This window comes from Halobacillus sp. B29 (genome assembly GCF_052246755.1).
Taxonomy (GTDB): Bacteria; Bacillota; Bacilli; order Bacillales; family Halobacillaceae; genus Halobacillus; species Halobacillus halophilus.
This window is the reverse complement of sequence record NZ_JBQQCM010000011.1, coordinates 16,976-40,407: the sequence shown is the minus strand read 5'-3', so window position 1 is coordinate 40,407 and position 23,432 is coordinate 16,976. Positions and strand designations below refer to the sequence as shown.

Genomic DNA, 23,432 nt, shown 5'->3' with positions numbered 1-23,432 from the left:
GAGCCTAAATTAGACACGTGTAATACCCCCAAGTAGTTGTTGGATGTAATTAATTTCTTCGTAAACGTTTCCAAGTCCAAATACCATTATAGAATTGAAACGCATAAGTATTCAACAAATTTCGGTTATTTTTTCATTTGCCAACATTTACATTATAACAAGAAAGACGCACCCTTTGGTACGCCTTTTTCACTTTTTACCAGTAAAGTGATATGAATTTGTCACTCTTCGTCTTCGAGAACGCGGTATGCCATGTCATAAAGTTTCATCTGACTGTTAATTCGTTCGGCACCTTTGGGAGCTTCAACATAACGGTATGTTCCATCGTTCTGCTGTTCCCTGGCCTTCACATTGTCACTTAACATGACAGATAATATCCGTTGTAAACGGCTTTTCACTCCAGGCTCGTGAATCGGGAATAAAAGCTCCACACGTTTTACCATGTTTCTCGTCATCATATCGGCGGAGGACAAAAACACGCGGTCATCACCATTATGGTGGAAGTAATAAATGCGACTGTGCTCTAAGAAACGTCCGACGATACTAATCACGCGTATGTTTTCACTGATCCCTTTAATACCAGGACGTAAACAACAGATTCCGCGTACAATTAAATCAATCTGAACACCAGCCTGTGAGGCTTCATAGAGCTTCATGATTAAATTCTTATCCGTTAATGAATTCATCTTGGCAATAATCCGGCCGTTTCCGTGCTGTTTCTGGAAACGGATTTCATTATTAATGTAACGGATGAAATCATTACGAATATCAAACGGGGCCATGGAAATGTGATGATACTTCGGCTTCTCAGTAAAGCCACTTAAATAGTTGAAGAAATCTGTAGCATCGATTCCAAATTTTCGTTTAGAAGTGATAATCCCCATGTCCGTGTATAAGGACGCTGTTTGATCATTATAGTTCCCTGTTCCCAGATGAACGAAACGCTGTATTTTATCTTTCTTCTTTCTTACCACAAGCGTGATCTTACTGTGCGTCTTTAAATAGGTCATGCCATAAATCACATGGCATCCTGCTTTTTCAAGTTCTTTCGCCCATTGCACATTATTTTCCTCATCAAACCGGGCTTTCAATTCTACAAGCACAGTTACTTGCTTTCCTTGCTCTGCTGCCCGTTTCAAAGCATCGATGATCGGGGAATCCCCACTGACCCGATAAAGCGTTTGTTTAATGGCAAGTACGTATGGATCATCCGCGGCTTCTGATACGAAATCAACCACGGGTTCGAACGATTCGTAAGGATGGTGCAGAAATAGATCACGATGTGATGCCGCTTCAAATATGTCTTCTTCCTCTTCTAAATCCCGAGGTGGCTGAGGCATTAAAGTTTCATACACTAAATGATCCTTAATCTCAGAGAATGTTTTATGGAATTTAAATAAGAATGTAAGATCAAGCGGACCATTTGTAATATACAGATCATCTTTGTGAATTTCAAGTACGCTTAACAAGAAACGGACGACCTTGTCATCATACTTCCCACTTCTCACTTCAAGTCTGACGGCCGCTCCCCATTTTCTTTTTCTCAATTCTTTTTCGATTTCTTTCAGAAGGTCTCGTGCTCCTTCCTCGTGAATCGTCATATCCGCATTCCTCGTAATTCGGAACTCTGTAATCGATTTAACCTGATATCCTTTGAACAGCTTGTTTATAAAATGGCTGATAATTTCTTCAAGCAGAATGTACTGATACTTTTTATCATGCTCCACCTGCACGAATCGATCCAATACAGCCGGTACCTGCACGATAGCCGTTTTGGTTTCGTTATCGTGAGGATCAAGCGCATCCTGAATGACCACAGCCAGGTTAATAGACTTATTTAAAAGCATTGGAAAAGGACGATAAGCATCTACAGCCATGGGAGTTAATACAGGAAAGATCTCTTCATTAAAATACGTTTCGAGATTATCAATCTCATCTTTCGTTAAATCCTCAATGGATAGAATGGATATATCTTCTTTCTCCAATTCCGGCTTCATAGCTTGATATGTCGCATACTGCTTTTCAACAATATCGTGGTTAATATCTGCTATTTTAGCCAACTGTTGTTTAGGAGTAAGACCTGCTTTATTCTCAGGCTTGTTAAACCCGGCTTTTACCTGGTCTTTCAAACCGGCTACCCTGACCATAAAAAACTCATCCAAGTTGGAAGAGCATATTGCTAAAAACTTCAGCCGCTCCAGCAAAGGGTTGTCGGTATCGATGGCTTCTTCTAACACGCGTTCGTTAAAAGCAAGCCAGCTGAGTTCTCTATTGTTATAAAAAAGAGGATTATCAAGTTCTATTATTTCGTTGCTCTTCGACATGTTCCACACCCTTTACATTGTAGTCTCACGTCCACATTAGTATGTCATTTTATAGGGCATATTAATACCATGTTAAGTTTTCGTAAACAGCGGATTAATAAAAAGCATTATATTCCATTTCGGTATTATTTTTCCACAAACGAAAGATTAATACTCTTCTTAAGGGATTTTTCTAAATGTTTTTTCTGTTTTTCAGCCTGATACTCCTCCGGCATCCATTCCCCTTTACAGTAAAGGGTCATATTCAGATCATCACCATCGACCTCTAATTCAAGATTCTCTACGGTCTGACGCCTCGTACTGTCCAGGCAGTAACAGAATTTAAGCAGCGCTCCTAAAAGGCGGAGCTTTTTACGCTCGTCCTTTAGAAACCACTTTTTATAAGGATGAAGAAATTGTTTGAAGAGCGTCTTATTCTTGAAAGAAGCAAGAAGAGCAAGACGTAGGCGCTCCATATGCATCAGGCCGTCAATCGTACGGTTAGCTAACAGGTAAAAGGTGTGCTGGGAGCTTGCTTCACTATCAATATAATCACCCAGATTAAAAACATAGCTCGCCCGTTTTACTTCCTGCCAGTCTTTCTTCCTCAAGCCGCCTAGGCCTTTTTCATGGAGCTGATGGAACAATTCATTCGAAAGGTGCTGCACATGATTAATCTGCTTCACACTTAAATCATAATCAGTGACCAGTTCCTGGATACTCTCTTCCAACACGTTCGGAAACAGATTCGTGCCCATGTCTCTTGTTAACTGCTCATAAAAAACACCGTCACGTAACCCTTTGCGGCTTAGAATAAATCCACTGGATTGAGACACATCGTATAAAGAATGGAAAACCTCTGTAGCCGGCAGAATAATGTCCGCGCGATCTTTTGACAGCCCCTCCACCTTTTGCAGTTTTTTCATTGGGAGTGTAAAAAGATAGTTTTTGACAAACGATAAATCGCTGTCTTTCATCTTATATTGATGCAGACCAGCGAGTGGATACTCTTTAAGGTTCTGATCAATCTGCACAAGGTTACGTGCACCCCCGCCGATTCCAACTAGAGGTACTTTTCTTTTTTGAAGCCATGGCAGCGTATTGAATTGTTCCATTAAATATTGACGGAGATTCGACATTTCATCTTCGGTCGGCAGTTCTTTTTTGAAAAAGTCCTGCTGCAGCGTGAGAGCTCCGAAAGGAAAACTATAGGCTTCCACCAACTCCCGGTCTTTGAAGTATGTAACCTCCGTACTTCCTCCACCGATATCTACGGTAATTCCCTCGGTCAGAGGCGTTGAGTTAACAACGGCTAAATATCCATAGTAGGCTTCTTCATGTTCAGAAAGAATTCTCATATCAAACCCTGTGTGCTCGGATACTTTTTCGGTGATTTCCTCCTGGTTGGAAGCCTGGCGAATCGTTGCCGTAGCTACACAGACCATTTCTTCCAGTTGATAGCTTTGAGCAACCTCTTTAAAGCTTGTCAGGGTGGTCAAGAGGGTCCGGATTCCTTCCTCAGAAAGACGGTTGTCCTTTTTCAAATGATTACGCAGCCGGGCTACTGCTTTTACGTTTTCAATTTCACGAAGCCGCCCGCCTTTTTCCCTTAAATATATAACGAGACGCATCGTATTGGAACCTACATCGATAATGGCGTAATAACTTTTTGACATCCTCTCACCTGCATTTCTTTTTGAGGCCATTATAACATAAACAATCCACCCTCCTGAACGAAAAAGCGGAGGGTGGATTTTATAATTTTTTATTATCGGTTTAATAGACTTCCCACATATTTTAATAGCTCATTGGCAGAACTTGAATTATATCCATGTTCATCAACAAGCGTAGCGACAACTTCATTAATCTTCTTCAACTGGCGTTCATCCGGCGTTTTGGTCGATGTCGTAATCTTGACCACATCTTTCAGATCAGCAAACAGTTTCTTCTGAATGGCTTCTCTCAAACGCTCGTGAGACTGGTAATCGAACTTTTTGCCTTTACGGGCGTAAGCTGAAATGCGGATAAGGATCTCTTCACGGAACGCTTTCTTAGCATTCTCGGACACTCCGATCTGCTCTTCAATAGAACGCATCAGGCGTTCATCCGGATTTAACTCTTCACCAGTGAGCGGATCTCTGAGTTTCGCTTTGTTACAGTACGCTTCTACATTATCAAGATAGTTATCCATGAGTGTAATTGCAGACTCTTCATAGGAATAGACGAATGCTTTCTGTACTTCTTTCTTAGCAATTTCATCGTACTCTTTTCTTGCCAATGAGATGAAATCAAGGTAGCGGTCTTTATCGTCACTTGAAATCGATGCATGGCTGCTCAGTCCATCTTTCAAAGATCTCAGCACATCCAGCGCATTAATCGACGTTAGTTCTTTCTTAATAATCGTTGAAGAAATGCGGTTGATTACATAACGCGGGTCAATTCCGCTCATCCCTTCATCAGAAAACTCTTTTTTCAGTTCTTCTACATCTACATCACTGAAGCCTTCCAGAATTTCACCGTCATACAATCTCATTTTCTTCAATACATCCACAGAAGCTTTCTTAGAATCTTTCAATCTCGTTAAGATTGTGAACATAGCTGCTACACGCAGCGTATGAGGAGCAATGTGCACATCCCGTATATCACTCTCACGAATCATCTTTTCATAGATACGCTCTTCCTGACTGACTTTTAAATTATATGGAACAGGCATAACGATCATTCGGGAATGCAGGGCTTCATTCTTTTTATTGGCAATAAAGGAACGATACTCTGCTTCGTTGGTATGAGCAATGATTAGTTCATCGGCAGAAATTAAGGCAAAACGTCCAGCTTTAAAATTTCCTTCCTGCGTTAAGCTAAGAAGGTGCCACAAGAATTTCTCATCACATTTAAGCATTTCCTGGAACTCCATAATCCCGCGGTTCGCTTTGTTTAGTTCGCCATCAAAACGGTAGGCACGAGGATCGGATTCAGAACCGTACTTCGCTATGGTAGAAAAGTCGATAGACCCAGTCAAATCCGCAATATCCTGAGATTTCGGATCGGATGGACTGAAGGTACCAATGCCTGTACGCTTATCCTCTGAGAAAAAGATTCTTTCTACCAGAACATCCTCAATTCGTCCGCTGTACTCCTTCTCTACTCTCATCGTATTTAATGGTGATAAACTTCCTTCAATTCGGATGCCATAATGCTCATGGAATTCCTCTCTCATATGGTTAGGAATTAAATGAAGCGGGTCTTCATGCATGGGACAGCCTTTAATCGCAAAAACGGCTCCTCGGTCTGTGTAGGAATATTTTTCAAGACCCCGTTTTAACAAATTGACCAATGTGGATTTCCCACCGCTGACAGGACCCATTAGTAATAGAATACGTTTTCGAACGTCAAGACGTCTGGCTGCCGGGTGAAAGTATTCTTCAACGAGCTTCTCCATAGCTTCGTCCAATCCGTAAATATCATCATCAAAGAATTTGAACTTCTTGTGATCATGTTCTTCCACGACACCCGCATCTTTCACCATATTATAAACGCGGGAATGGGCGGATTGTGCTAAATACGGCTGTTCTTTTAATAGCTCTAAGTATTCTGCGAATGTACCTTCCCACTTTAACTCTTCAGCTTGTTCCCTGTGGTCTTGTATCTTCTTCAATATATCCACTTAGCGAGACCTCCTCCGTCATCATAGACGAAATTTAATACATCCTATGCTTAGATAAGAGAAAACATGTGTCTTAAAGACAAGCAGCACTACGCTCACAGTTCCTGCTCCCACTGCTAAAAAGTACTTTCTCACAGGATTCCTTAAGAACTTTCTTCTCCTGCTGCCATCATTTCTGAAAGGACCTGTATGGTTATCTTTATTAGATTTCCACAAAAAAAAGAACCGATCTGAACGATCAGTCCTCCTCATAATCTCTCTCTTTAAGATATCTTTGGCGATGTGAGAGTCCTATTACTAAAAATAAAATAAATAATCCAATATTCAACCACCGGAATTCATCATAAAAAATGGCAAGCACCGCCCAAATAGCTGCACTAATTAAAAAGAGTATACTAGATAGCAAAGATTGACTCATGATGAACCCCTCCTATCCCTATTGTAAAGCATATCCGTTCTGTACAGTGGATATTTTTTAATTTTGACTATGATAAAGATTATTCCCCATAGGTTTATTCAGACTCAGTTTCGAGACAACTCAGGTCCGTTACGAAATGTACTAGATATCTCGAAGATGGTAATACACAATCAGGAACTTATCTGGAATAATAAACATCAAGATTTAATAGAGACTATTTTTCAAATTTCAAAAAAGTTTAACAGAAAAATAGTTTAGCAAATTTTGACACTATACACCACCCTTGTTAAAATGATTTATGAACATTTTACTCCAATAAAGTACTACATATAGAAAGAAGGACTGCAAAATGGAAACATGGTACTTTGTCGATTCTGGTCATTGTACACCAGCCATGAATATGGCTCTGGATGAAGCATTGATGAGTTGGCATCGCCAAGGAGAAATCCCTCCGGTACTTCGCTTTTACGGATGGGCACCAGCAGGCCTTTCCGTGGGATACTTCCAAAAGGTAAAAGGTAAAATTGACCTGGAAGGTGTCGACCGGCATGGTTTTGAACTCGTTCGCCGTCAGACTGGAGGCCGTGCTGTCCTTCATGACAAGGAATTAACGTACAGTGTTATTGTTTCCGAAGATCATCCGGACATGCCAGCTTCCGTTAAAGATGCTTACCTTGTTCTTTCAAAAGGACTGCTGGAAGGTTTTCATAATCTCGGAATTGAAGCTGAATTCGCTGTTCCCGAGGGAAAACTGGATACAACCGGTTCAGCCGTGTGTTTTGAAGAGCCTTCCTGGTATGAATTGATTGTGGAAGGCAGGAAAGCTGCCGGAAGTGCACAGACAAGGAAAAAGGGTGTTATTCTTCAACATGGATCCATTCCTATTGACGTAGATGATGTAAAACTTTTTGATATGTTTATTTATAAGAATGAACGCATAAAAGAGCGGGCTCGCCGCGCATTTGGAGATAAAGCCGCAGCGATCAATCAACTGCTGGACAAGAGCGTAACATTTGATCAGACGAAAGAAGCTTTTAGAGAAGGATTCGAAAAAGGGCTTGATATCCATTTAGAACCTTTTGAACTTTCCGATGAGCAATGGAAAGAAGTAGAAAAAATTGCAGAAGAACGCTATCGCACAGAGGAATGGAATTTTTCCAGATAAAAAGGAGTGGAATTCTTATGGCAAAAAATCAAGAGCATGTAAGAAAGCCCGATTGGCTGAAAATTAAAATTAACACCAACAAGTCTTATACAGGACTTAAGAAACTAATGCGCGATAAAAAATTAAACACCGTTTGTGAGGAAGCTCGCTGTCCGAACATCCACGAATGCTGGAGTGAACGAAAAACAGCGACCTTCATGATCCTCGGCGATACATGTACGCGCGGCTGCCGCTTCTGCGCCGTTAAAACCGGACTTCCAAATGAACTGGACTGGGGCGAGCCGGAACGTGTTGCAGAATCTGTAGAAATCATGGGACTGAAACACGTAGTCGTAACCGCCGTAGCCCGTGATGACTTAAATGACGGCGGTGCTGCTGTCTTTGGTGAAACGGTTAAAGCAATCCGTCGCCGTGTTCCTGGATGTACCGTTGAAATTCTTCCATCTGATATGAAAGGTGATTACGAGAGCTTACATACTCTGATGGGCGGAGAGCCTGACATCTTCAACCACAATATAGAAACCGTACGCCGGTTGACGAAAAAAGTTCGTGCCCGCGCCATGTACGACCGCTCCTTAGAGCTATTGCAGCGTGTAAAGGATATCCGTCCGGATACACCTACAAAGTCAAGCTTAATGGTCGGTCTGGGAGAAACCAAAGAAGAGATTGTGGAAGCTATGGACGACCTTCTAGCTCACAACGTTGATATCATGACCATCGGCCAGTATTTGCAGCCGACAAAGAAACACTTGAACGTTGAGCGCTATTACCATCCAGATGAGTTTGAAGAGCTGAAACAGATCGCACTAGAAAAAGGGTTTAAGCATTGCGAAGCCGGTCCAATGGTACGTTCTTCTTACCACGCTGATGAGCAGGTAAATAATACTTCCGCCCAGCGCCGTATTAAGTATATGCAAGGCTATGAATCACAAGGAGAAACACTGGATAAAACAAACTTTTAAACATAAAAAAGGAGGCCTCCCCTCATTAGGAGGCCTCCTTTTATTTAAATATTTTTAATTGATTTTACCAGAACCCACCATAAGGCGGACGTCCGTAATATCCTCCACCGTAATAAGGAGGTCGATAAGGACCTGGACCTGGACCCGGTCCCGGACCCGGACCATAGCCATAGCCGCCTCCTCCGAAACCTCCGTATAACCCTGGAGCAATCGCTCCGCCTAAAAATCCCCCCAGCAGACCGCCCGCGAATGGGCCTAAAAAGAAAAATCTCTCATCCTCATCACGAAAATCTTGTTGGACAGGGTATGGATACTGATACGGATATTGATTCATGTTCATTCCTCCACTTCTATCCTTAGTTATTCACCTACTCTTCAACCTATGTAATTGACCCATAGCATGTATAGGCATCAGCCTCATCTCAGGGAGAAATTTACTTCCCACAATTCACATCCTCCATTAAATGAGGTATAATACAGATTAGAATAGCTTGTCTCGACAGATTAAAGGAGGACTATACATGAAAATAACCTTGATTATTCTTGTTTGTATCACATACCTAACGTCCATCTTCGCTGCTGGATATGATGTTAAAGCAGGCAGACCTAAAAAATAAGCACTTAAAAATCGCACCCCTGAGCGGGTGCGATTTTTCTTTGCCTATTTTAAACTTGGCGCCTCTATTTAAGCAGAAAGTTTTTACACAATAGGGCCCGTTACTGTAAGACTCAGTTTCGAGATAATTTGGATCCGTTATGTTGTTATGGAAAAGGGCTGGTGGGGAAATAACTCGCTTTCCTATGGGGGAACGGTGAGCTTCCTCGCTCGTTTCACTCCCTGCGGGATCTCACCTAGTTCCTTCTCCCATGGGAGTCTCGCCATTTCCCCACCAACCCAGCTGAGTGAGAATAACGGACCCTCCATAAAAGTGAATGCTCTCCTTCTAAATAGGCCTTAATTGCTTCTATGACAAGCTTTTTCACATCGTTCTAGCATGAAAATACACTCCTTATCCCATGCTTATTCTCACCAAGCAAACAGGGGATTTAGTGGTTTCGAGTTTCTGATTCGGCCAGGTCCGGAGGGGGACGATGTAGACTCCTGTGGGATGAACATGATCGGTAAGATCCCGCAGGGCTGTGAAGCCCGAGGAAGCTTACCACATGCCCACGGAAAGCGAAATCGTCCCCCGAAGGACCTTCCGCACACCAATATCTTGAAATCAATTCTTCCAGTATCGGAAGCTTTTCTTAGAAACCAGCCCTAAGAGATAAAACAATAGGTAACAAAAAGACGACGCTTGGCGCCGTCTTTGGTTATTTAATCAAATTGGGAAATCCCTGCTGTCTAAGCGTTTCAAATAGAATGATGGACACCGTGTTCGCAAGGTTCAGAGAACGGACTTTCCCCGTCATCGGAACACGCAGACAGCGATCTTCCAAGCCTTCAAGAAGTTCATTCGGAATCCCATCACTTTCTCGTCCAAAAACAAAGAACAACTCCTTTTCAGGAGACGCAAAATCGAAGTCTACGTATGATTTAGTACCAAAATTCTCTATATAATAATAGTCCCCTTCAGGATAAGCTTGATATAAATCTTCGATTGAATCATGATAATGAATCGTTACGTCGTGCCAGTAATCCAGCCCTGCCCGCTTCAGCATCCGGTCCTCTGTAGAAAATCCAAGCGGACGGATCAAATGAAGTACGGAATTTGTAGCCAGACACGTACGAGCGATGTTTCCTGTGTTTGCAGGAATTTCAGGTTGAAACAAAACAATATGGTTCGGCATTCCATTCACCTCAGTCTAATCTTAGTCAACTAGACTATTATACCATATCCATCAGTCACCAATCCGGAAAAATTTATACTGGATAGAGGGGGTATAAGCGGTAGAATCTTCATAAGCCCAGTAGCGATGCCGACTGTTTGATGTATGGGCATTAACAAGCGGCATACCGTCCTCGTTTTTTTTCACAACAATTGTATTATGGTCAAAACGACCATCCCCTTCGAAATCATAGCAGATTACATCTCCAGGAGAAAGTTCATGAGCGGAAGACACTTCTGTAGCGGTCAACCCCTGCCTTGCCCCGCTTAAGTACCATCTAAAAGCATGGGCAACTGACCAGCTGTAGCTCCAATTGCTTCCGCTGTACCACCAGCCCCTGCTGCGGTTCGGTACTCCCCATACCGGAGCTCCTCCAGCTCTTAGGCACTGCGATACGTAATTCGTACAGTCCACGTCAAAATGACGATAAGCAGGGTTATACGAATCCCACCACCTTTCAGCATAGCGAACCGCATCCCTGCGGTTATATGTAAAAGGGGCACGCTGTCTTGCTTCTTTATCGCTGAACTCAGGTAAACAAGGATTTGCCTCAGAAGAGGTCGTTTCGGTTTGTATCATATGGTGCTTGATCTTATCCCCTTCAAACCATATCCTCCCCTCATAAATCCCTTCTTCTAAATAAAAGTGACGATGATCTTTTAGAAGAAGGGAAAGGCTGAGCATATAACGCAGGGTGCTCTGCCTCTCATAGGCACACCTGTGGTAAGGCTTTATTCTGAAAGTTGCACGCTCGATCCGAATGCCCTGACTATCCAAATTCTTCACCTTGTTATGAAGCCACATTTCATCTTCCTGCTCTAATAACCGACTTATGATTTTTTCCCAATACTTTTGTATTTGGTTGGTTTCCTGCATAACCCCTCCCCCTTCCTTTCATACTATGAAAAAAAGGGGCGGTCCATACAAAAAAGCCGCCTCCCGCAGGAGACGACTAGTTCGTAAAAGGTACGACCGTGTATTGTTTTTCAAAATCCAGTAAGTGACGCTTCTTCTCGAGACCGCCTGCGTAACCAACAAGCTTGCCATTACTTCCAATCACCCGGTGACAGGGTACAACGATAGCAAATGGATTTTGGTTCACAGCCCCTCCGACTGCTCGAATGGCCTTCGGAGAAAGCATCGTGGAAGCAATTTCTTTATAGGAGCGTGTTTCACCGTAAGGTATTTGATTAACCAGCGTTCTCCAGACACCGCGTTGAAAATCTGTTCCATAACAAATCAAAGGAATTGAAAATTGCGTTCTTTTTCCATCAAAGTATTCGTTTAATTCTTCTTTTGTCTGCCTGACATACTTCTGCTCAGGATCATAAACGAATTCACCTCTGAGTAAGTGTTTCTTTTTCCAGGATTGATAGGCGGAATGACGTTCTTCAAATTCGCCGAAATCAATACGACAAACTCCCTCATCATTCGCTAAAACCGTAATAGGTCCGAGAGGAGTTATAAAAGAATCATAATATAAAAAAGACCTATGGTTCATAGTATTAATCCCTTCTTTTACAGTTTTTTCTATTATACAAAAACCTTATTCATAAGAAAAGTAGATTTGATTATATTTTTTCAAATTGAAGTCCTTTTTCCATCTCGTAGATGACTTGTTCATCTTTCTCATTTATCATAGCATCCTTAATGGCCGTAAAACAATCGGATGTTCCGATTTTTCCAAGCCCCCAGGCCGCGGTTCCTCTAATGACGGGCCTCGGGTCCTCATTCATTAATCGAATTAACTCACTGATAGACGTCTCATCCCGGTAATGAGCAAGGGCCAATATCACATTTCGCTGAATTGGTTTCTTGCCTCGCCACGATCCGGAAATAGATCCGAATTTCTCTTTGAACTGGCGGTTTGAAATGGACAATAGCGGTGTCAGCTTCGGTTTAACAACCTCTGGATCTGGCTCAAATTCCTCATGATGATGAAAATCTTTCTTTCTATTAATCGGACAGACTGTCTGACAAGTATCACAGCCGTATAGACGGTTGCCGATTTTACTTCGGAATTCATCTGGCAGGAAGTCTTTCGTCTGTGTCAGAAAAGCGATACAGCGCTGGGCATTTAATTGCCCTCCCTGGACAAGAGCGCCAGTTGGACACGCATCCACGCAAATATTACAATCCCCGCAGCCTTCTTGGACCGGCTCATCAGGGGCAAAGGGGATATTGGTTACAAGTTCCGCTAAATATACATATGATCCGAACTCAGGAGTAATGATCGCACAATTTTTACCGCTGAAACCAATTCCCGCTCGTTCCGCTACGGCGCGGTCGGACAGTTCACCCGTATCCACCATCGATTTAAGTTCCACGTCCGGAAACAGTTCCTGTAGATAAGCTCCTAACTTATTAAGACGATCTCGCAGTACAGTATGGTAATCTTCGCCCCAGGAGGCCCTGCAGAACAGACCGCGGCGCTCTCCTTTTTTGCTTTTAGGAGCGTCGTGCATTTTGGAAGGGTAAGCCATCGCGATGGAAATGATCGACTGAGCTCCTGGAAGCAGGCGTCCGGGTTCCGTCCGTTCATCTACATCGCCTTTTTCAAATCCGGACTGGTAGCCGAGAGCCTCCTGCCGTTTCAACCTGGCTTTTAACTCGCCAAACACATCGGCCGAGGCAAAGCCTATTTTATCAATTCCAATTTCCTTACTATACGCGATCACCTGTTCTTTAAGCTCATGATAATCCATCGCGGGTCCTCCTTCCTATCTGATATCTTTTACTTTCGCAGTTCTTATTCGATTTAACGTTGCCGCTATCTCAAAACGGCGCGGGCGGGCAATCTCACCCGGGTGCTGATCTTTAAATGGAGCAAACGAAGCCAGTCCCTTCTCATCAAACTGCTTTTCAATCTGATCAAGCAGGTCATTCAGCGATTGCTCTGTTTTCAAACTTCCTTTTTTATCTAAGTGTAGAATTACATCTGCAATCATGCGTGTCTGAGAAGGGTCGACGAGCTGCTCCACTCCGTCCAGATCAATTTCTGTCTGTCCCATAAGGATCGTCGTTTTTCCTTTGGCTTGTACCTTCTCTTTCTTCCCTTTTCTCGTCTGAAGACTGGAAGCTGAAAACGCACGTGCCGGAACCGAACCGAAATTCTCATCCTCGGTGGTCGTGCGGCTGCTTGGGTACTTGCCGGCAATATCTTTCGCTTTTCCGGTAACATTATAAGGTACATATTGGTCCATCATCAGGACATCATCTGCAACCTGGAAGTAGTCACCGGATCCGCCCATGACGAGAATCGTAGACACATCCAGATCATCACGCATCTGCTTAATTTTATCAATAAACGGTGTAATCGGTTCTTTTTCTTTCACGACAAGCTCCTGCATCCGCTCATCACGGATCATGAAGTTCGTCGCACTTGTATCTTCGTCAATTAACAGCGTTTTAGCTCCGGCTTCCAGTGCTTCAATAACATTGGCTGCCTGAGACGTACTTCCGCTGGCATTTTCCGTTGAGAACTGAGTCGTATCTGTGCCATGTGGAAGATTTTTGATAAATGGTGAAATGTCCACACTTGTTACCTGCCTGCCATCTTCTGCTCTAACTTTTACAGCAGCAGGGTCTGTCATCACGTATTCTCTGCCATCCCCTTTGATATGAGGATACACGCCACGTTCCATGGCATTCAACAGGGTACTTTTACCATGATAACCGCCGCCTACGATCAATACAATCCCTTTCTTAACCGCCATGCCTGTCAGCGGCTCCTCTCTGTGAGGGATAGAAAAGGAGACCCGGTTCTCTTCTGGACTTTGAAACGGAACGGCTTTTTTCATCGGACGCTCGCTGATCCCGCTCTCACGAGGAAGGACTGCTCCATCAGCCACAAATGAAATCCAATTGTTTTTCTTCATCTCTGCCTGAATAGCTTCATGCTGATCGGCCAATTGACAGGCCGCTTCGATTTCTTCATCTTTAATTGAAAAAACAGAATGCTGAATAATCTCTGGAATGACTTTGAAGAAGAGCTTGTCCGCTTCCCTGCCATTGATACGGCGTCCATTAGCCGGAAGGCCGATCGTGAGGCAGACCGTCATATCTTCTGGATTCAGGTTGACTGCGGCACGGTCCAAAATCTCCTGACCTGGACGATCTATAGCGACCATTCCGCTCTTTCCTGTTCCTTTCACATCTGTATGATTCTTGGCAATTGCTTTCGCTACGACGCGGGCAATTCGATCTTCTGCATAAATCTTACGGCTTCTGCTATCTTTCCATTCTTTTTGAATGGGACGTTTCTCATTTGGAATGCGAATTCTTATTTTAGAAGGGGCCGCGAAGGGATCACCTTGTACATAATCCATAAATACATCGTAATTCTGAAACGCGTGCTTTCCTTGAATATCTTTATATCCTTTATAACTTTTTCCGTCTATTTGTTTTAATTTCTGCTGTAATTGTTTCATTATCATGGATCCTCCTATTATGGTTGTGTCTATTATAGGGTGTATCCTTTTTTCCTCAATAAAAAACGCAATGCTTCGTTACCTCAATTAACGAAACACTGCGTTGGTTCACATAGTATAAAATAAAAGCAATCTCACTTTGAAAAAAGTGATTGGAGCGGGTGAAGGGAATCGAACCCTCATCATCAGCTTGGAAGGCTGAGGTTTTACCACTAAACTACACCCGCATGAAATGAGATTGGTTCGCCTCAACTGGAGTATGTTTCTCATTATAACAATCGCATTTTAACGATGCAACACGATTTTTACGAATTTTTGTCGAAAAATTCATATTCTGTTTACATGAAGATGTTAAAAGGGTAGTGCTCGCTGTTGGTTTTAACATTATATACCGATTTCCAGATAATTAAACTAGTCCATCCTTACTATTTTAATAATTCTGACAATTGAAACTTTTATTTACTGAATTCGTACATTATGTAAAGGAGCGATTCTAATGATCAATCTCTTTCTAGGTATCGGAATGCTGTTTTTAACCGGTGTAATCCTCTGGAGTTATAAATTCGACCCAAATAATGCTCTCGTTGTAAGTGCATCAAAGAAACAATTTATCCTCCTCATCACTGTGCTGACCCTGCTTACGTTGTATTTACTTTCAACAGGAGTTTACCATTCTTTCTTTTAGTAAGCTGTTGTTGATTAATCAACAACGTTTATCAATTCCCTACATTAAATAAAATGACCACCAGTTATTACTAGTGGTCCATTAGGATATGATTATTCTCTATGGCTGTTTCGATTTAAATACAAATATCGTCGAAAACAAGAGAAAGGCCAGAAAGTTTAGTACGTCCACAGATAGTCTTAGAAGTTCAAATAGCACATTTGTATCCAAATCATCCTCACCTCCTATCTGGACAGACGGTGAGCATGCGTGCGATAAACTCTGATCCGAAGAAGAGAAAAATCATTAGGAGATTAAGTAGGAGTTTAAGCTGTCTTATATCTTAAAATCTCCCAATATCCCATTTTTATACGGACAAATATAAAAACTGTAAACTAAAAAAAGGAGCCCCTTTAAGGACTCCTTTACCTTTTATAGAATTAATGTGTTTTTCAAACCAGCGATGAAATTCTCAAAATCCTCGGCCACTTCTCCGGCAATTTCAGGGTCTTTATAGCTCTCATCATGAAGCTTAGATAATCCAGGTTCAACCTCTATCGTGCGCCCGTCCAAGAGGACAAGCTCAAGTTTCCAAGGTGGAGTATTTTGATTTAAGCTATAATCACTGAACAGTTCTTTCATTGAGATAATCTTGTCCGTAAATAAGGTTTCTTTCGTAACTTCCATTTCCTCATTCATTGTCAAAATGGTCATTGTCCGTTCACGAATGTTTACAATAAACAGACTTTGCAGATCTTCTGTAAGCACTTCCGCTGAGCGATAATTATCTGATTCAAAGACTTCGTCCGTAAATTCAAGAGATGCAACCGTACGCAGATTTTCCACAGAAGATGTTAACCTTTCCCTAAGAGCAGTAGACATAAAATTACCTCCTTAATTTTTATGGTTCACTCCTCTTAATTGCCTGATATAGAGCGCTCAAAACCACTTTTACCAAAAATAAACAATTGTATCTATAGTGGATAAATCATGGATTTCGAAAGAAGGATTTTCTCGACACATCCTGTGGTCTTTCTCTAGGATCAGTCATATTTTTTTCACTATATTAATACAAGGTAAAGAAATTAAGGATCATCGTCCTATATAAACACTCATCTAATACGATCATACAACTAAATTTTTTCTAATTATATGAAGTTTTTTCATATTTTAAGGGTTTATTTCTTTTTCTGGTTCCTCCTCTTGTGGTTAAAATTACACCTGCAATTACGAGAAGAGCCCCAGCTATTTCCGGAAGTTTTATAGTTTCTCCAAGCCACATATAGGCACCGACCATCGTGACGATAGGTAGGAAATTTAAGAATACAGAAGCCTGCGAGGCTCCGAGCCTCTCCACCGCCCGGTTATAAAATACTAGCGCAATAACAGAAGGAAACACACCTAAGTATAAGAATCCCATCCAGTACTTACTTTCACCGAGGGATGGTACATCACCAAGGGCCCATTCAGCTGCGACGAACGGCAGGAGAATCAGCACGGACAATCCTGTCATCACCAGGAGAACCCCGTATGCCGGAAACAAGTGCATGTACTGCTTCACTACAACTGAGTAGACTGCCCAGCAGGCAATTGCTCCTATCATAATGACGTCCCCGACGTTCCATGAAGAAGAGAAAAGTTCAAACAGCCGGCTATCCATAACCACCCATACCGCTCCAAGAAAAGACAGCATTACTCCGATCCACTTGATCAGCGGCAGCTTTTCTTTTACGATCAGAGCACTTAATACGACCGTGACAACAGGAATGACCGTTTCGAGTACAGACACATTGGAAGCCGTGGTGAATTGAAGCGCACCATAAATAAACGTATTAAAAAAAGTGACTCCGGTAAGGGTCATTACAAATAGCGGTCCCTTGTATTCACGAAAAGTTTTTCTCGCTTTCCAGGCACTTCTAATTCCAATTGGAAGTAAAAAAACAAAGGCAACGAGCAGCCGGAAAAAAGCAATAGTAAATGGCGGCAAATCATTTATTGCTTTCCCCGTAAGAATATTACCCGCATAAAATAACACGACAAATATCATTAATATGTATGGATACATTGAATCCCTTCCCTTCTTCGTTAGATTCTGCTTTCATCTTATAATCACCGGCCGATTTATTAAAGCGATACATAAAAAGCGAAGCTTCTCTTTTCGAAACTTCGCCGGGTAATCCTATTAAGTTTAAGTATAAGCTACAATTGAAATCACGACGGCAGCTGAAAAATAAAAGAACGTTCCAATCGATACAGGATTCACCTTAAATTGAAAGATCGACACACGGTAGATATCTTTGCCATCTCCAAAAACCTGGTTGTCCACATTCGCATACTGGTTCCCCATAAACTCATTAAACTGCATGAACCACACCATAATGAACAGCAGAAAACCGACCGTAAAATGAGATTCAATGAATGATAACCCTGTCCGGGTTGATATTAGGAAAGTCAGGGATACTTCAAATAATATCGTGAGCGTAGTAATAGAAGAAACGAGCCATTTCTTTGGAAATTTCCTTAAGTATTTATCTTCTAAGTGATCCATAACATGGGCGCCGGCAATAGGAATCAGAAATATGAGAGACATGACCACTGTACTTGAAATCCAGACGTTATTGAATACACTAGCCTCCCCTCGAAGTTTCCATCCTTAAAATCCAAATAATGGATATATTACCAAAATTATAATAAAAGTGTACCATCATCGGATTATCATGTACACTTTTTTCCTATTAAAAAAATGCGTAACCTATGAAAAAGGTCACGCATTTTCTTTAAAGATTTTCAAAAAACAGTCGAAGCACGTCAGCTCCACCTATAAATGTACCTAGAGAGCTCCCCACGTTGGCTAGCAGGACCACAAGCAGGATACGAGTGACGCGGTTACGCCAGAATCCCTTCAGACTCGAGACATCTTCGGATAAAGTTTCAAATTCTGATACCTTGGGTCTGCGAAAGTACGCCTGGACAATGCCAGCAAACCATCCGGCTGCGATCAGCGGATTAAGCGATGTAATCGGTGCGGCTACGAAAGCTGCCAGTACAGCTAGCGGATGAGCCATGGCAGCCGCTGTTCCGATCGCAGAAAACGTACCATTCCACAATACCCAGCTGATGGTCTGCTGGGTACCAGCTTCCGGATTTGCCATAAACGTATAAACAATGATGGATATAATTAAAATGGGAATGCTCCAGCCTATAATCTTCGGCCACGGAGACTTAGGAGGACGCTTATTCAATTGAGTCAAATCATGATCTTTGTAAATCGCTTCTTTAATACCAGGCACGTGAGCAGCTCCAAGGACCGCTACCACTTTCTTCCCAGGCGCATCTTTAATTTTCTGTGCTAAATACTGGTCACGTTCATCAATCAATGGCTTTTTCAATTTCGGGAAGTTCTCGGTCAGATCCTTCAGCATGCCATCGAGCATATCCTGCTTCTTCATCTTTTCAAGCTCCGCTTCCGAGATCGTGTCGTTACTAAAGATGCTGTAGATGATGGACATTAACAGTTTGGCTTTGCCTCCGAACCCGATATTTCCCCAGATTCGTGCAAAGGTTACCTGAATATTCCGGTCAGCTAATACGAGTTCTGCGTCATGCTCTTTCGCAGATTCGATCCCCTGAATCATTTCCTGACCTGCCTGAATACCAAATTGCTTAGCCATCCGCTTTTGAAAGGACGAAATAGCCAGATTCATTAACAATAGGGAAGCTTTCTTCTGCTTAATCACAGCAAAAATGTCCGTATCTTTCCAGGCATCACCATTTACAATTGATTGGTAGCGCTGCTCATCCAGTTCCACACATACAGCATCAGGCTGTTCTTCATCTATAACCTGCTTGACTTGTTCCGCGCTCTGTTTAGAAACGTGCGCAGTACCAATCAGTATGTACTCTGTATCATTTATATGAAGTCTCGTGATGTTATCTTCCGTCATCGCCATACATACCTTCCTTTACCAGTGGACTATATTGTTTCATCTCTACTAATACTAAACCAGAATGTATAAAATGAGAATGGGTTTCACATGTTTTCTACACGAGCAAGTCTGGCTTCCCAACCTTCACGTTGACAAAGCGACCCCTGCCCTATAGAATCTCTATTAATTATTATCTCATGAAACGAATTCACATGCCCATATAAATTTGGAAATATTGTTCAACGTATCTGCTTACCGCGCGATGGAGATAGAATGCGGATATCGCATTCTATCCTGCCTCCTGCTTTAAATGGATCAGGTATTAAACGGAAGGAGAAATCATATATGAACTCAGGTAAAGTACAGCTAACGAAAGATTTGAACATCGCAAGCAAGAAAATCCCAGCAGATACGATCATTAAGAATGGTAAGATTCTGGATGTCTTCAATCTCGAATGGATCGAGGCAGATGTGGCTATTTCTGATGGTAAATTCGTCGGAATCGGTCACTATCATGAAGCAGCCCAGATCATTGACGCCAAAAACCGCTATGTCTGCCCCTCCTTTATTGATGGACACGTCCACATTGAATCTTCTATGGTCACCCCGGATGAGTATGCTAAAGTCGTTGTCCCTCACGGAGTTACCGCGGTGGTCACAGACCCCCATGAAATAGCCAACGTTACCGGGGAAGAAGGTCTGCAATTCATGCTCCAGAACGCTGATAACCTTCCTTTAGAGGTGTTCTTTATGCTTCCCTCTTGTGTTCCTGCTACTCCATTCGAACATTCAGGAGCTCAGCTGACAGCCGCTGACCTTGAAAAATACTTAGCCCACCCCAGCGTGCTCGGCTTAGCGGAAGTTATGGACTACCCCTCTCTCCTGCATACAAAAGATAACCTTCTCGATAAAATCACGATGACCCATCAGCACGGTGGGAAGCTTGACGGCCACCTTGCCGGACTGGAGACCAATGCCGTTAATCTCTTTCGTACGGCCGGAATAACCACGGACCACGAATGTACGAAAGAAGAAGAAGCGCTGGAACGGTTGAGACGCGGCATGTATCTAATGATCCGTGAAGGCTCTGCCGCGAAAGATTTAAACGCATTAATTCCAGTAGTCACCGCCCATAACGCACGGCGCTGTCTATTCTGTACCGACGATAAACACCTCGATGAACTAATCGAGGAAGGAAGCATCGACCATAATGTCCGCCTTTCCATTCAACACGGAGTATCGCCTCAAATCGCCTTGCAAATGGCTTCTTTAAACGCAGCCGAATGCTATGGTCTGACGAATAAAGGGGCGATCGCTCCCGGTTATGACGCCGATTTTTTACTACTGGATGACCTGGAAAAAGTGAAAATTAGTGACGTGTACAAACAAGGCCAGAGAATCAGCCATAACGGCACTTACACACCCGCTGGCGCTGAAAAAGAAAAACAAGCAGCTCCTATTACCGATACGGTTCATTTTCCGGACCTCACAGAAGAACAGCTTAAACTGCCTATTGGCGAATCCCAGCAGGCCCATATTATTAAAATAAACCCAAACCAGCTTCTTACGAATAAATTGGTGGAAGAAGTGAAGACAGAAAACGGCGTCTTTGTTCCATCGCCAGATAAAGATCAATTGAAATTAACGGTAGTGGAACGCCATAAAAAAACCGGACATCTTGGCATAGGGATAGTGAAAGGCTTCGGGTTAAAAGATGGAGCAATCGCCACGACCATTGCTCACGACTCCCACAATATTGTGGCCCTGGGTGCCAATGATCCAGACCTCCTGAAAGCCATTACTACTTTAAAAGAAATCAATGGCGGTCTTGTGATCGTTAAGAATGGAGCGATCTTATCGTCCCTTCCCCTCCCAATTGCCGGATTGATGTCTGATCAGTCGTATCCATTTGTTAAGGAGCGGCTCGAACATATCGGAGAAACGCTGCCTAATTTAGGATTTACGAAGGATTTCAATCCATTCCTTACATTATCCTTCTTAACGCTGCCGGTGATCCCTTCCCTGAAATTAACGGACATGGGATTATTTGATGTAGAAACGTTTCAGCATATTGAAGTATCCTTATAGAAAGCTGGAAACCAGATCGAACGTCTGGTTTCCAGCCTTTTTAATTAACCCTATAAACCACGCGAGGCTCAATGTAATAGGTCGCGTTCGATTGAATACGATCTTCCTCCCTGTTTTCAAACCCATTAACGGTCATTCGTACGGCATCTATAGGAAGCTGCCCTTCGATCACGGGTCTTATACCAGAAGTGGTGACCATAAACGTGTTCTCAGGATTTCCAGACAAAGAGCGAACCGCTCCTTCTGCGTTAAGCGAGTAATATTGGGTATCCTTATTTTGCATGAATGCCTCTAGTCCCGTTTCATTAATCACCTTAAAAAATTCTTCCGGAGAAATCCTCCCGTTCATGCCCTGACCCATGTGAAAGACTTGCTGGTTCTGCTTCTGATAACGATTCCGTTTAATTTCATACTCTTTTTCATCCAAATTCAACTCCACAGAATAATTGCTTTCTCTGTCCCCTTGGGCGACTGTCTTAAAATTATAGAACAGCGACTGCACGTCTCCCTCATCTGTGAATTCCATTTCAAGTCTCTCTAAGCGTGGATTATGTATATCACTAAATGTTTGATTGATCCTGTTCCAGTGCTCGTTAAAATTAAACTCTTCAGACCCAGCCAGGCTTTTAGCGGCATCTATGTGACGGGGACGCTCGTACACATAATTTTGAACAGGCGGAATGATTAAAGATGTAAGGAATAGGAACAGACCTAAGTAAGCTGCATACCGTTTCGCTAACCGATTCCAAGCAGGCTCCCGAAAAAACACTAGAAAAATAACAAACCCTAACGGAAGAGACCACTGATTAATCGTGAAGGCAAAGCTTCCCAGAACCGAGTAGCCAAGAAGCTTCAGGAACAAGTAAGGTTCTTCTCTCCCCCACTTGCGGTAAATGTACATAATGATTGCAAATTGAACTATGTATAGAATGAGATAGAGCAATGGACACCCTCCTTTATCACCACAAATTCTATCATGAATTCCAGAGTACCCGAATACCATACTGACTTTTTACTTGAAGCTCTGAGGAGTGAGTGATCTTGCTCTTCAAATTCTTCAATCTACCAAATCATCTCTTTATTTCAGCACAAAAAAACCAATGTACTAGACATTGGTTTAAAAATATATGCATATCCAGTTAAGAAAGGGGGCCAAGTAAAAACTAAGCACCCAATCCCCTCTATGACAATTGGCGTTCGTACACCACTTCATTGGTTTCTGGATCTAAAGCGTCTACCTTCATGTCCACAACGCGGCCATCTGCATTACTTTTAAAACCCCATAAGCGAATATAATTATTCATATTATAATCGCGGAAAGTAAGATGAACCTTTCTCAATTCTTCATTTTCACCTGGCTCTTCTTTAATCACACACTCCTGAAATTTCATCGTTTCAGAAGGCTGACTTAATATATAGTCATACATTATCTTTTCAAGTTCAGGAAAAGCCATTCCATCGTTATCTAAGCAAGTATTTTTAAATTCATTGTAGTCTGTAATGTGATGGATTACCTTAGATTCATTTGCCATGTTTGTGCCTCCTAGATTAAACATTTACCTATCTCTTTCCCTCTAAAATTAATCGGAAAACCTTCTTGAGATGAGTATGCGACTGTTCGGAAGATACTTACTTAGTGGAACGAAAAACGGCGTTATCCTTCAACAAGGATAACGCCGTCATTACAATAATATTTAATACCGGTGGCCGGGGTCGAACCGGCACTCCGTAAGGAACACGATTTTGAGTCGTGCGCGTCTGCCAATTCCGCCACACCGTTGTCATAACTGGGTTTAACCAATGTTTAATCAATGCTAATTATGTAGTTGTCCATACGATTATTAAATACCTCTTAATTCATTAAATCATAAGTTGGGAATGCTTACAACAGAAAAGCGACTCGTGTATAGCGACATGTGGGTAAAGACTTCTTAGACCTACTGGCTTATCTCTACTTAAAGTAACTGGTTAATGAAAAA

20 protein-coding genes and 2 tRNA genes are annotated in these 23,432 nt (G+C 42.4%); 4 read left to right on the top strand and 18 right to left on the bottom strand.

Annotation, left to right across the window (positions count from 1 at the left end; translation table 11 throughout):
• Positions 1-221: 221 nt before the first annotated feature.
• From ACTWP7_RS14345 to ACTWP7_RS14330, 4 genes are all read right to left on the bottom strand, one after another.
• On the bottom strand, positions 222-2,324 hold the full coding sequence (locus ACTWP7_RS14345; protein ID WP_443123772.1) for an RNA degradosome polyphosphate kinase: 2,103 nt from the start codon (positions 2,322-2,324) through the stop codon (positions 222-224).
• Positions 2,325-2,449: 125 nt separating this feature from the next.
• Positions 2,450-3,979 carry an exopolyphosphatase gene (ppx, locus tag ACTWP7_RS14340; protein ID WP_443123771.1) on the bottom strand — a complete coding sequence of 510 codons (1,530 nt, stop codon included), beginning with the start codon at positions 3,977-3,979 and terminating at the stop codon, positions 2,450-2,452.
• Positions 3,980-4,071: 92 nt separating this feature from the next.
• On the bottom strand, positions 4,072-5,967 hold the full coding sequence (locus tag ACTWP7_RS14335) for a PrkA family serine protein kinase (protein WP_443123770.1): 1,896 nt from the start codon (positions 5,965-5,967) through the stop codon (positions 4,072-4,074).
• A gap of 238 nt (positions 5,968-6,205) precedes the next feature.
• Complete coding sequence (locus ACTWP7_RS14330) at positions 6,206-6,385, bottom strand: hypothetical protein (protein ID WP_041601214.1); 180 nt, start codon at positions 6,383-6,385, stop codon at positions 6,206-6,208.
• Between the two features lie 349 nt (positions 6,386-6,734).
• Between ACTWP7_RS14330 and ACTWP7_RS14325 the strand changes: the two genes are divergently transcribed.
• Entirely contained in the window at positions 6,735-7,550 is an 816-nt protein-coding gene (locus ACTWP7_RS14325) for a lipoate--protein ligase family protein (protein ID WP_443123769.1), read from the top strand.
• A 17-nt stretch (positions 7,551-7,567) separates the two neighbouring features.
• Positions 7,568-8,512, top strand: coding sequence for a lipoyl synthase (gene lipA / locus ACTWP7_RS14320; RefSeq protein ID WP_422168786.1), 945 nt, complete (start codon positions 7,568-7,570; stop codon positions 8,510-8,512).
• A 64-nt stretch (positions 8,513-8,576) separates the two neighbouring features.
• Here the strand turns inward: lipA and ACTWP7_RS14315 are convergent, their stop codons facing one another.
• The 7 genes from ACTWP7_RS14315 to ACTWP7_RS14285 all read right to left on the bottom strand — a co-directional run bounded on the left by ACTWP7_RS14315 (position 8,577) and on the right by ACTWP7_RS14285 (position 15,002).
• On the bottom strand, positions 8,577-8,846 hold the full coding sequence (locus ACTWP7_RS14315) for a hypothetical protein (RefSeq protein ID WP_443123768.1): 270 nt from the start codon (positions 8,844-8,846) through the stop codon (positions 8,577-8,579).
• A gap of 983 nt (positions 8,847-9,829) precedes the next feature.
• On the bottom strand, positions 9,830-10,306 hold the full coding sequence (gene trmL, locus ACTWP7_RS14310) for a tRNA (uridine(34)/cytosine(34)/5-carboxymethylaminomethyluridine(34)-2'-O)-methyltransferase TrmL (RefSeq protein WP_443123767.1): 477 nt from the start codon (positions 10,304-10,306) through the stop codon (positions 9,830-9,832).
• A 51-nt stretch (positions 10,307-10,357) separates the two neighbouring features.
• Positions 10,358-11,221, bottom strand: coding sequence for an amidase domain-containing protein (locus tag ACTWP7_RS14305; protein ID WP_443123766.1), 864 nt, complete (start codon positions 11,219-11,221; stop codon positions 10,358-10,360).
• A 76-nt stretch (positions 11,222-11,297) separates the two neighbouring features.
• The gene (locus tag ACTWP7_RS14300) at positions 11,298-11,846 is read right to left on the bottom strand and encodes a methylated-DNA--[protein]-cysteine S-methyltransferase (protein WP_014642345.1); all 549 of its coding nucleotides are present in this window, start codon (positions 11,844-11,846) and stop codon (positions 11,298-11,300) included.
• A 70-nt stretch (positions 11,847-11,916) separates the two neighbouring features.
• The gene (gene queG, locus ACTWP7_RS14295) at positions 11,917-13,050 is read right to left on the bottom strand and encodes a tRNA epoxyqueuosine(34) reductase QueG (protein ID WP_443123765.1); all 1,134 of its coding nucleotides are present in this window, start codon (positions 13,048-13,050) and stop codon (positions 11,917-11,919) included.
• Between the two features lie 15 nt (positions 13,051-13,065).
• On the bottom strand, positions 13,066-14,775 hold the full coding sequence (locus ACTWP7_RS14290; RefSeq protein ID WP_443123764.1) for an ABC-ATPase domain-containing protein: 1,710 nt from the start codon (positions 14,773-14,775) through the stop codon (positions 13,066-13,068).
• Between the two features lie 153 nt (positions 14,776-14,928).
• A tRNA-Gly gene (locus tag ACTWP7_RS14285) sits at positions 14,929-15,002 on the bottom strand.
• 269 nt (positions 15,003-15,271) lie between these two features.
• Between ACTWP7_RS14285 and ACTWP7_RS14280 the strand changes: the two genes are divergently transcribed.
• Entirely contained in the window at positions 15,272-15,460 is a 189-nt protein-coding gene (locus tag ACTWP7_RS14280) for a hypothetical protein (protein ID WP_422164040.1), read from the top strand.
• A gap of 411 nt (positions 15,461-15,871) precedes the next feature.
• On the opposite strand, the gene ACTWP7_RS14275 is transcribed toward ACTWP7_RS14280, so the two are convergent.
• From ACTWP7_RS14275 to ACTWP7_RS14260, 4 genes are all read right to left on the bottom strand, one after another.
• Complete coding sequence (locus ACTWP7_RS14275) at positions 15,872-16,321, bottom strand: hypothetical protein (protein WP_443123763.1); 450 nt, start codon at positions 16,319-16,321, stop codon at positions 15,872-15,874.
• A 262-nt stretch (positions 16,322-16,583) separates the two neighbouring features.
• Positions 16,584-17,486: a DMT family transporter gene (locus tag ACTWP7_RS14270; RefSeq protein ID WP_443123762.1), complete on the bottom strand. Its 903-nt coding sequence runs from the start codon at positions 17,484-17,486 to the stop codon at positions 16,584-16,586.
• Between the two features lie 141 nt (positions 17,487-17,627).
• On the bottom strand, positions 17,628-18,029 hold the full coding sequence (locus ACTWP7_RS14265) for a hypothetical protein (RefSeq protein ID WP_443123761.1): 402 nt from the start codon (positions 18,027-18,029) through the stop codon (positions 17,628-17,630).
• Positions 18,030-18,216: 187 nt separating this feature from the next.
• Positions 18,217-19,383 carry a TraB/GumN family protein gene (locus tag ACTWP7_RS14260; protein WP_443123860.1) on the bottom strand — a complete coding sequence of 389 codons (1,167 nt, stop codon included), beginning with the start codon at positions 19,381-19,383 and terminating at the stop codon, positions 18,217-18,219.
• Positions 19,384-19,710: 327 nt separating this feature from the next.
• Between ACTWP7_RS14260 and ade the strand changes: the two genes are divergently transcribed.
• Positions 19,711-21,453, top strand: a complete 1,743-nt coding sequence (gene ade, locus ACTWP7_RS14255; protein ID WP_443123760.1) for an adenine deaminase — start codon at positions 19,711-19,713, stop codon at positions 21,451-21,453.
• Between the two features lie 40 nt (positions 21,454-21,493).
• Here ade and ACTWP7_RS14250 read toward each other — a convergent pair whose 3' ends face one another.
• The 3 genes from ACTWP7_RS14250 to ACTWP7_RS14240 all read right to left on the bottom strand — a co-directional run bounded on the left by ACTWP7_RS14250 (position 21,494) and on the right by ACTWP7_RS14240 (position 23,233).
• A complete protein-coding gene (locus ACTWP7_RS14250) occupies positions 21,494-22,396 on the bottom strand; it encodes a hypothetical protein (RefSeq protein ID WP_443123759.1) in 903 nt (300 codons plus the stop codon).
• A gap of 238 nt (positions 22,397-22,634) precedes the next feature.
• Entirely contained in the window at positions 22,635-22,985 is a 351-nt protein-coding gene (locus ACTWP7_RS14245) for a hypothetical protein (RefSeq protein WP_422166491.1), read from the bottom strand.
• A 169-nt stretch (positions 22,986-23,154) separates the two neighbouring features.
• Positions 23,155-23,233, bottom strand: a tRNA-Leu gene (locus ACTWP7_RS14240).
• Between the last annotated feature and the right edge of the window lie 199 nt (positions 23,234-23,432).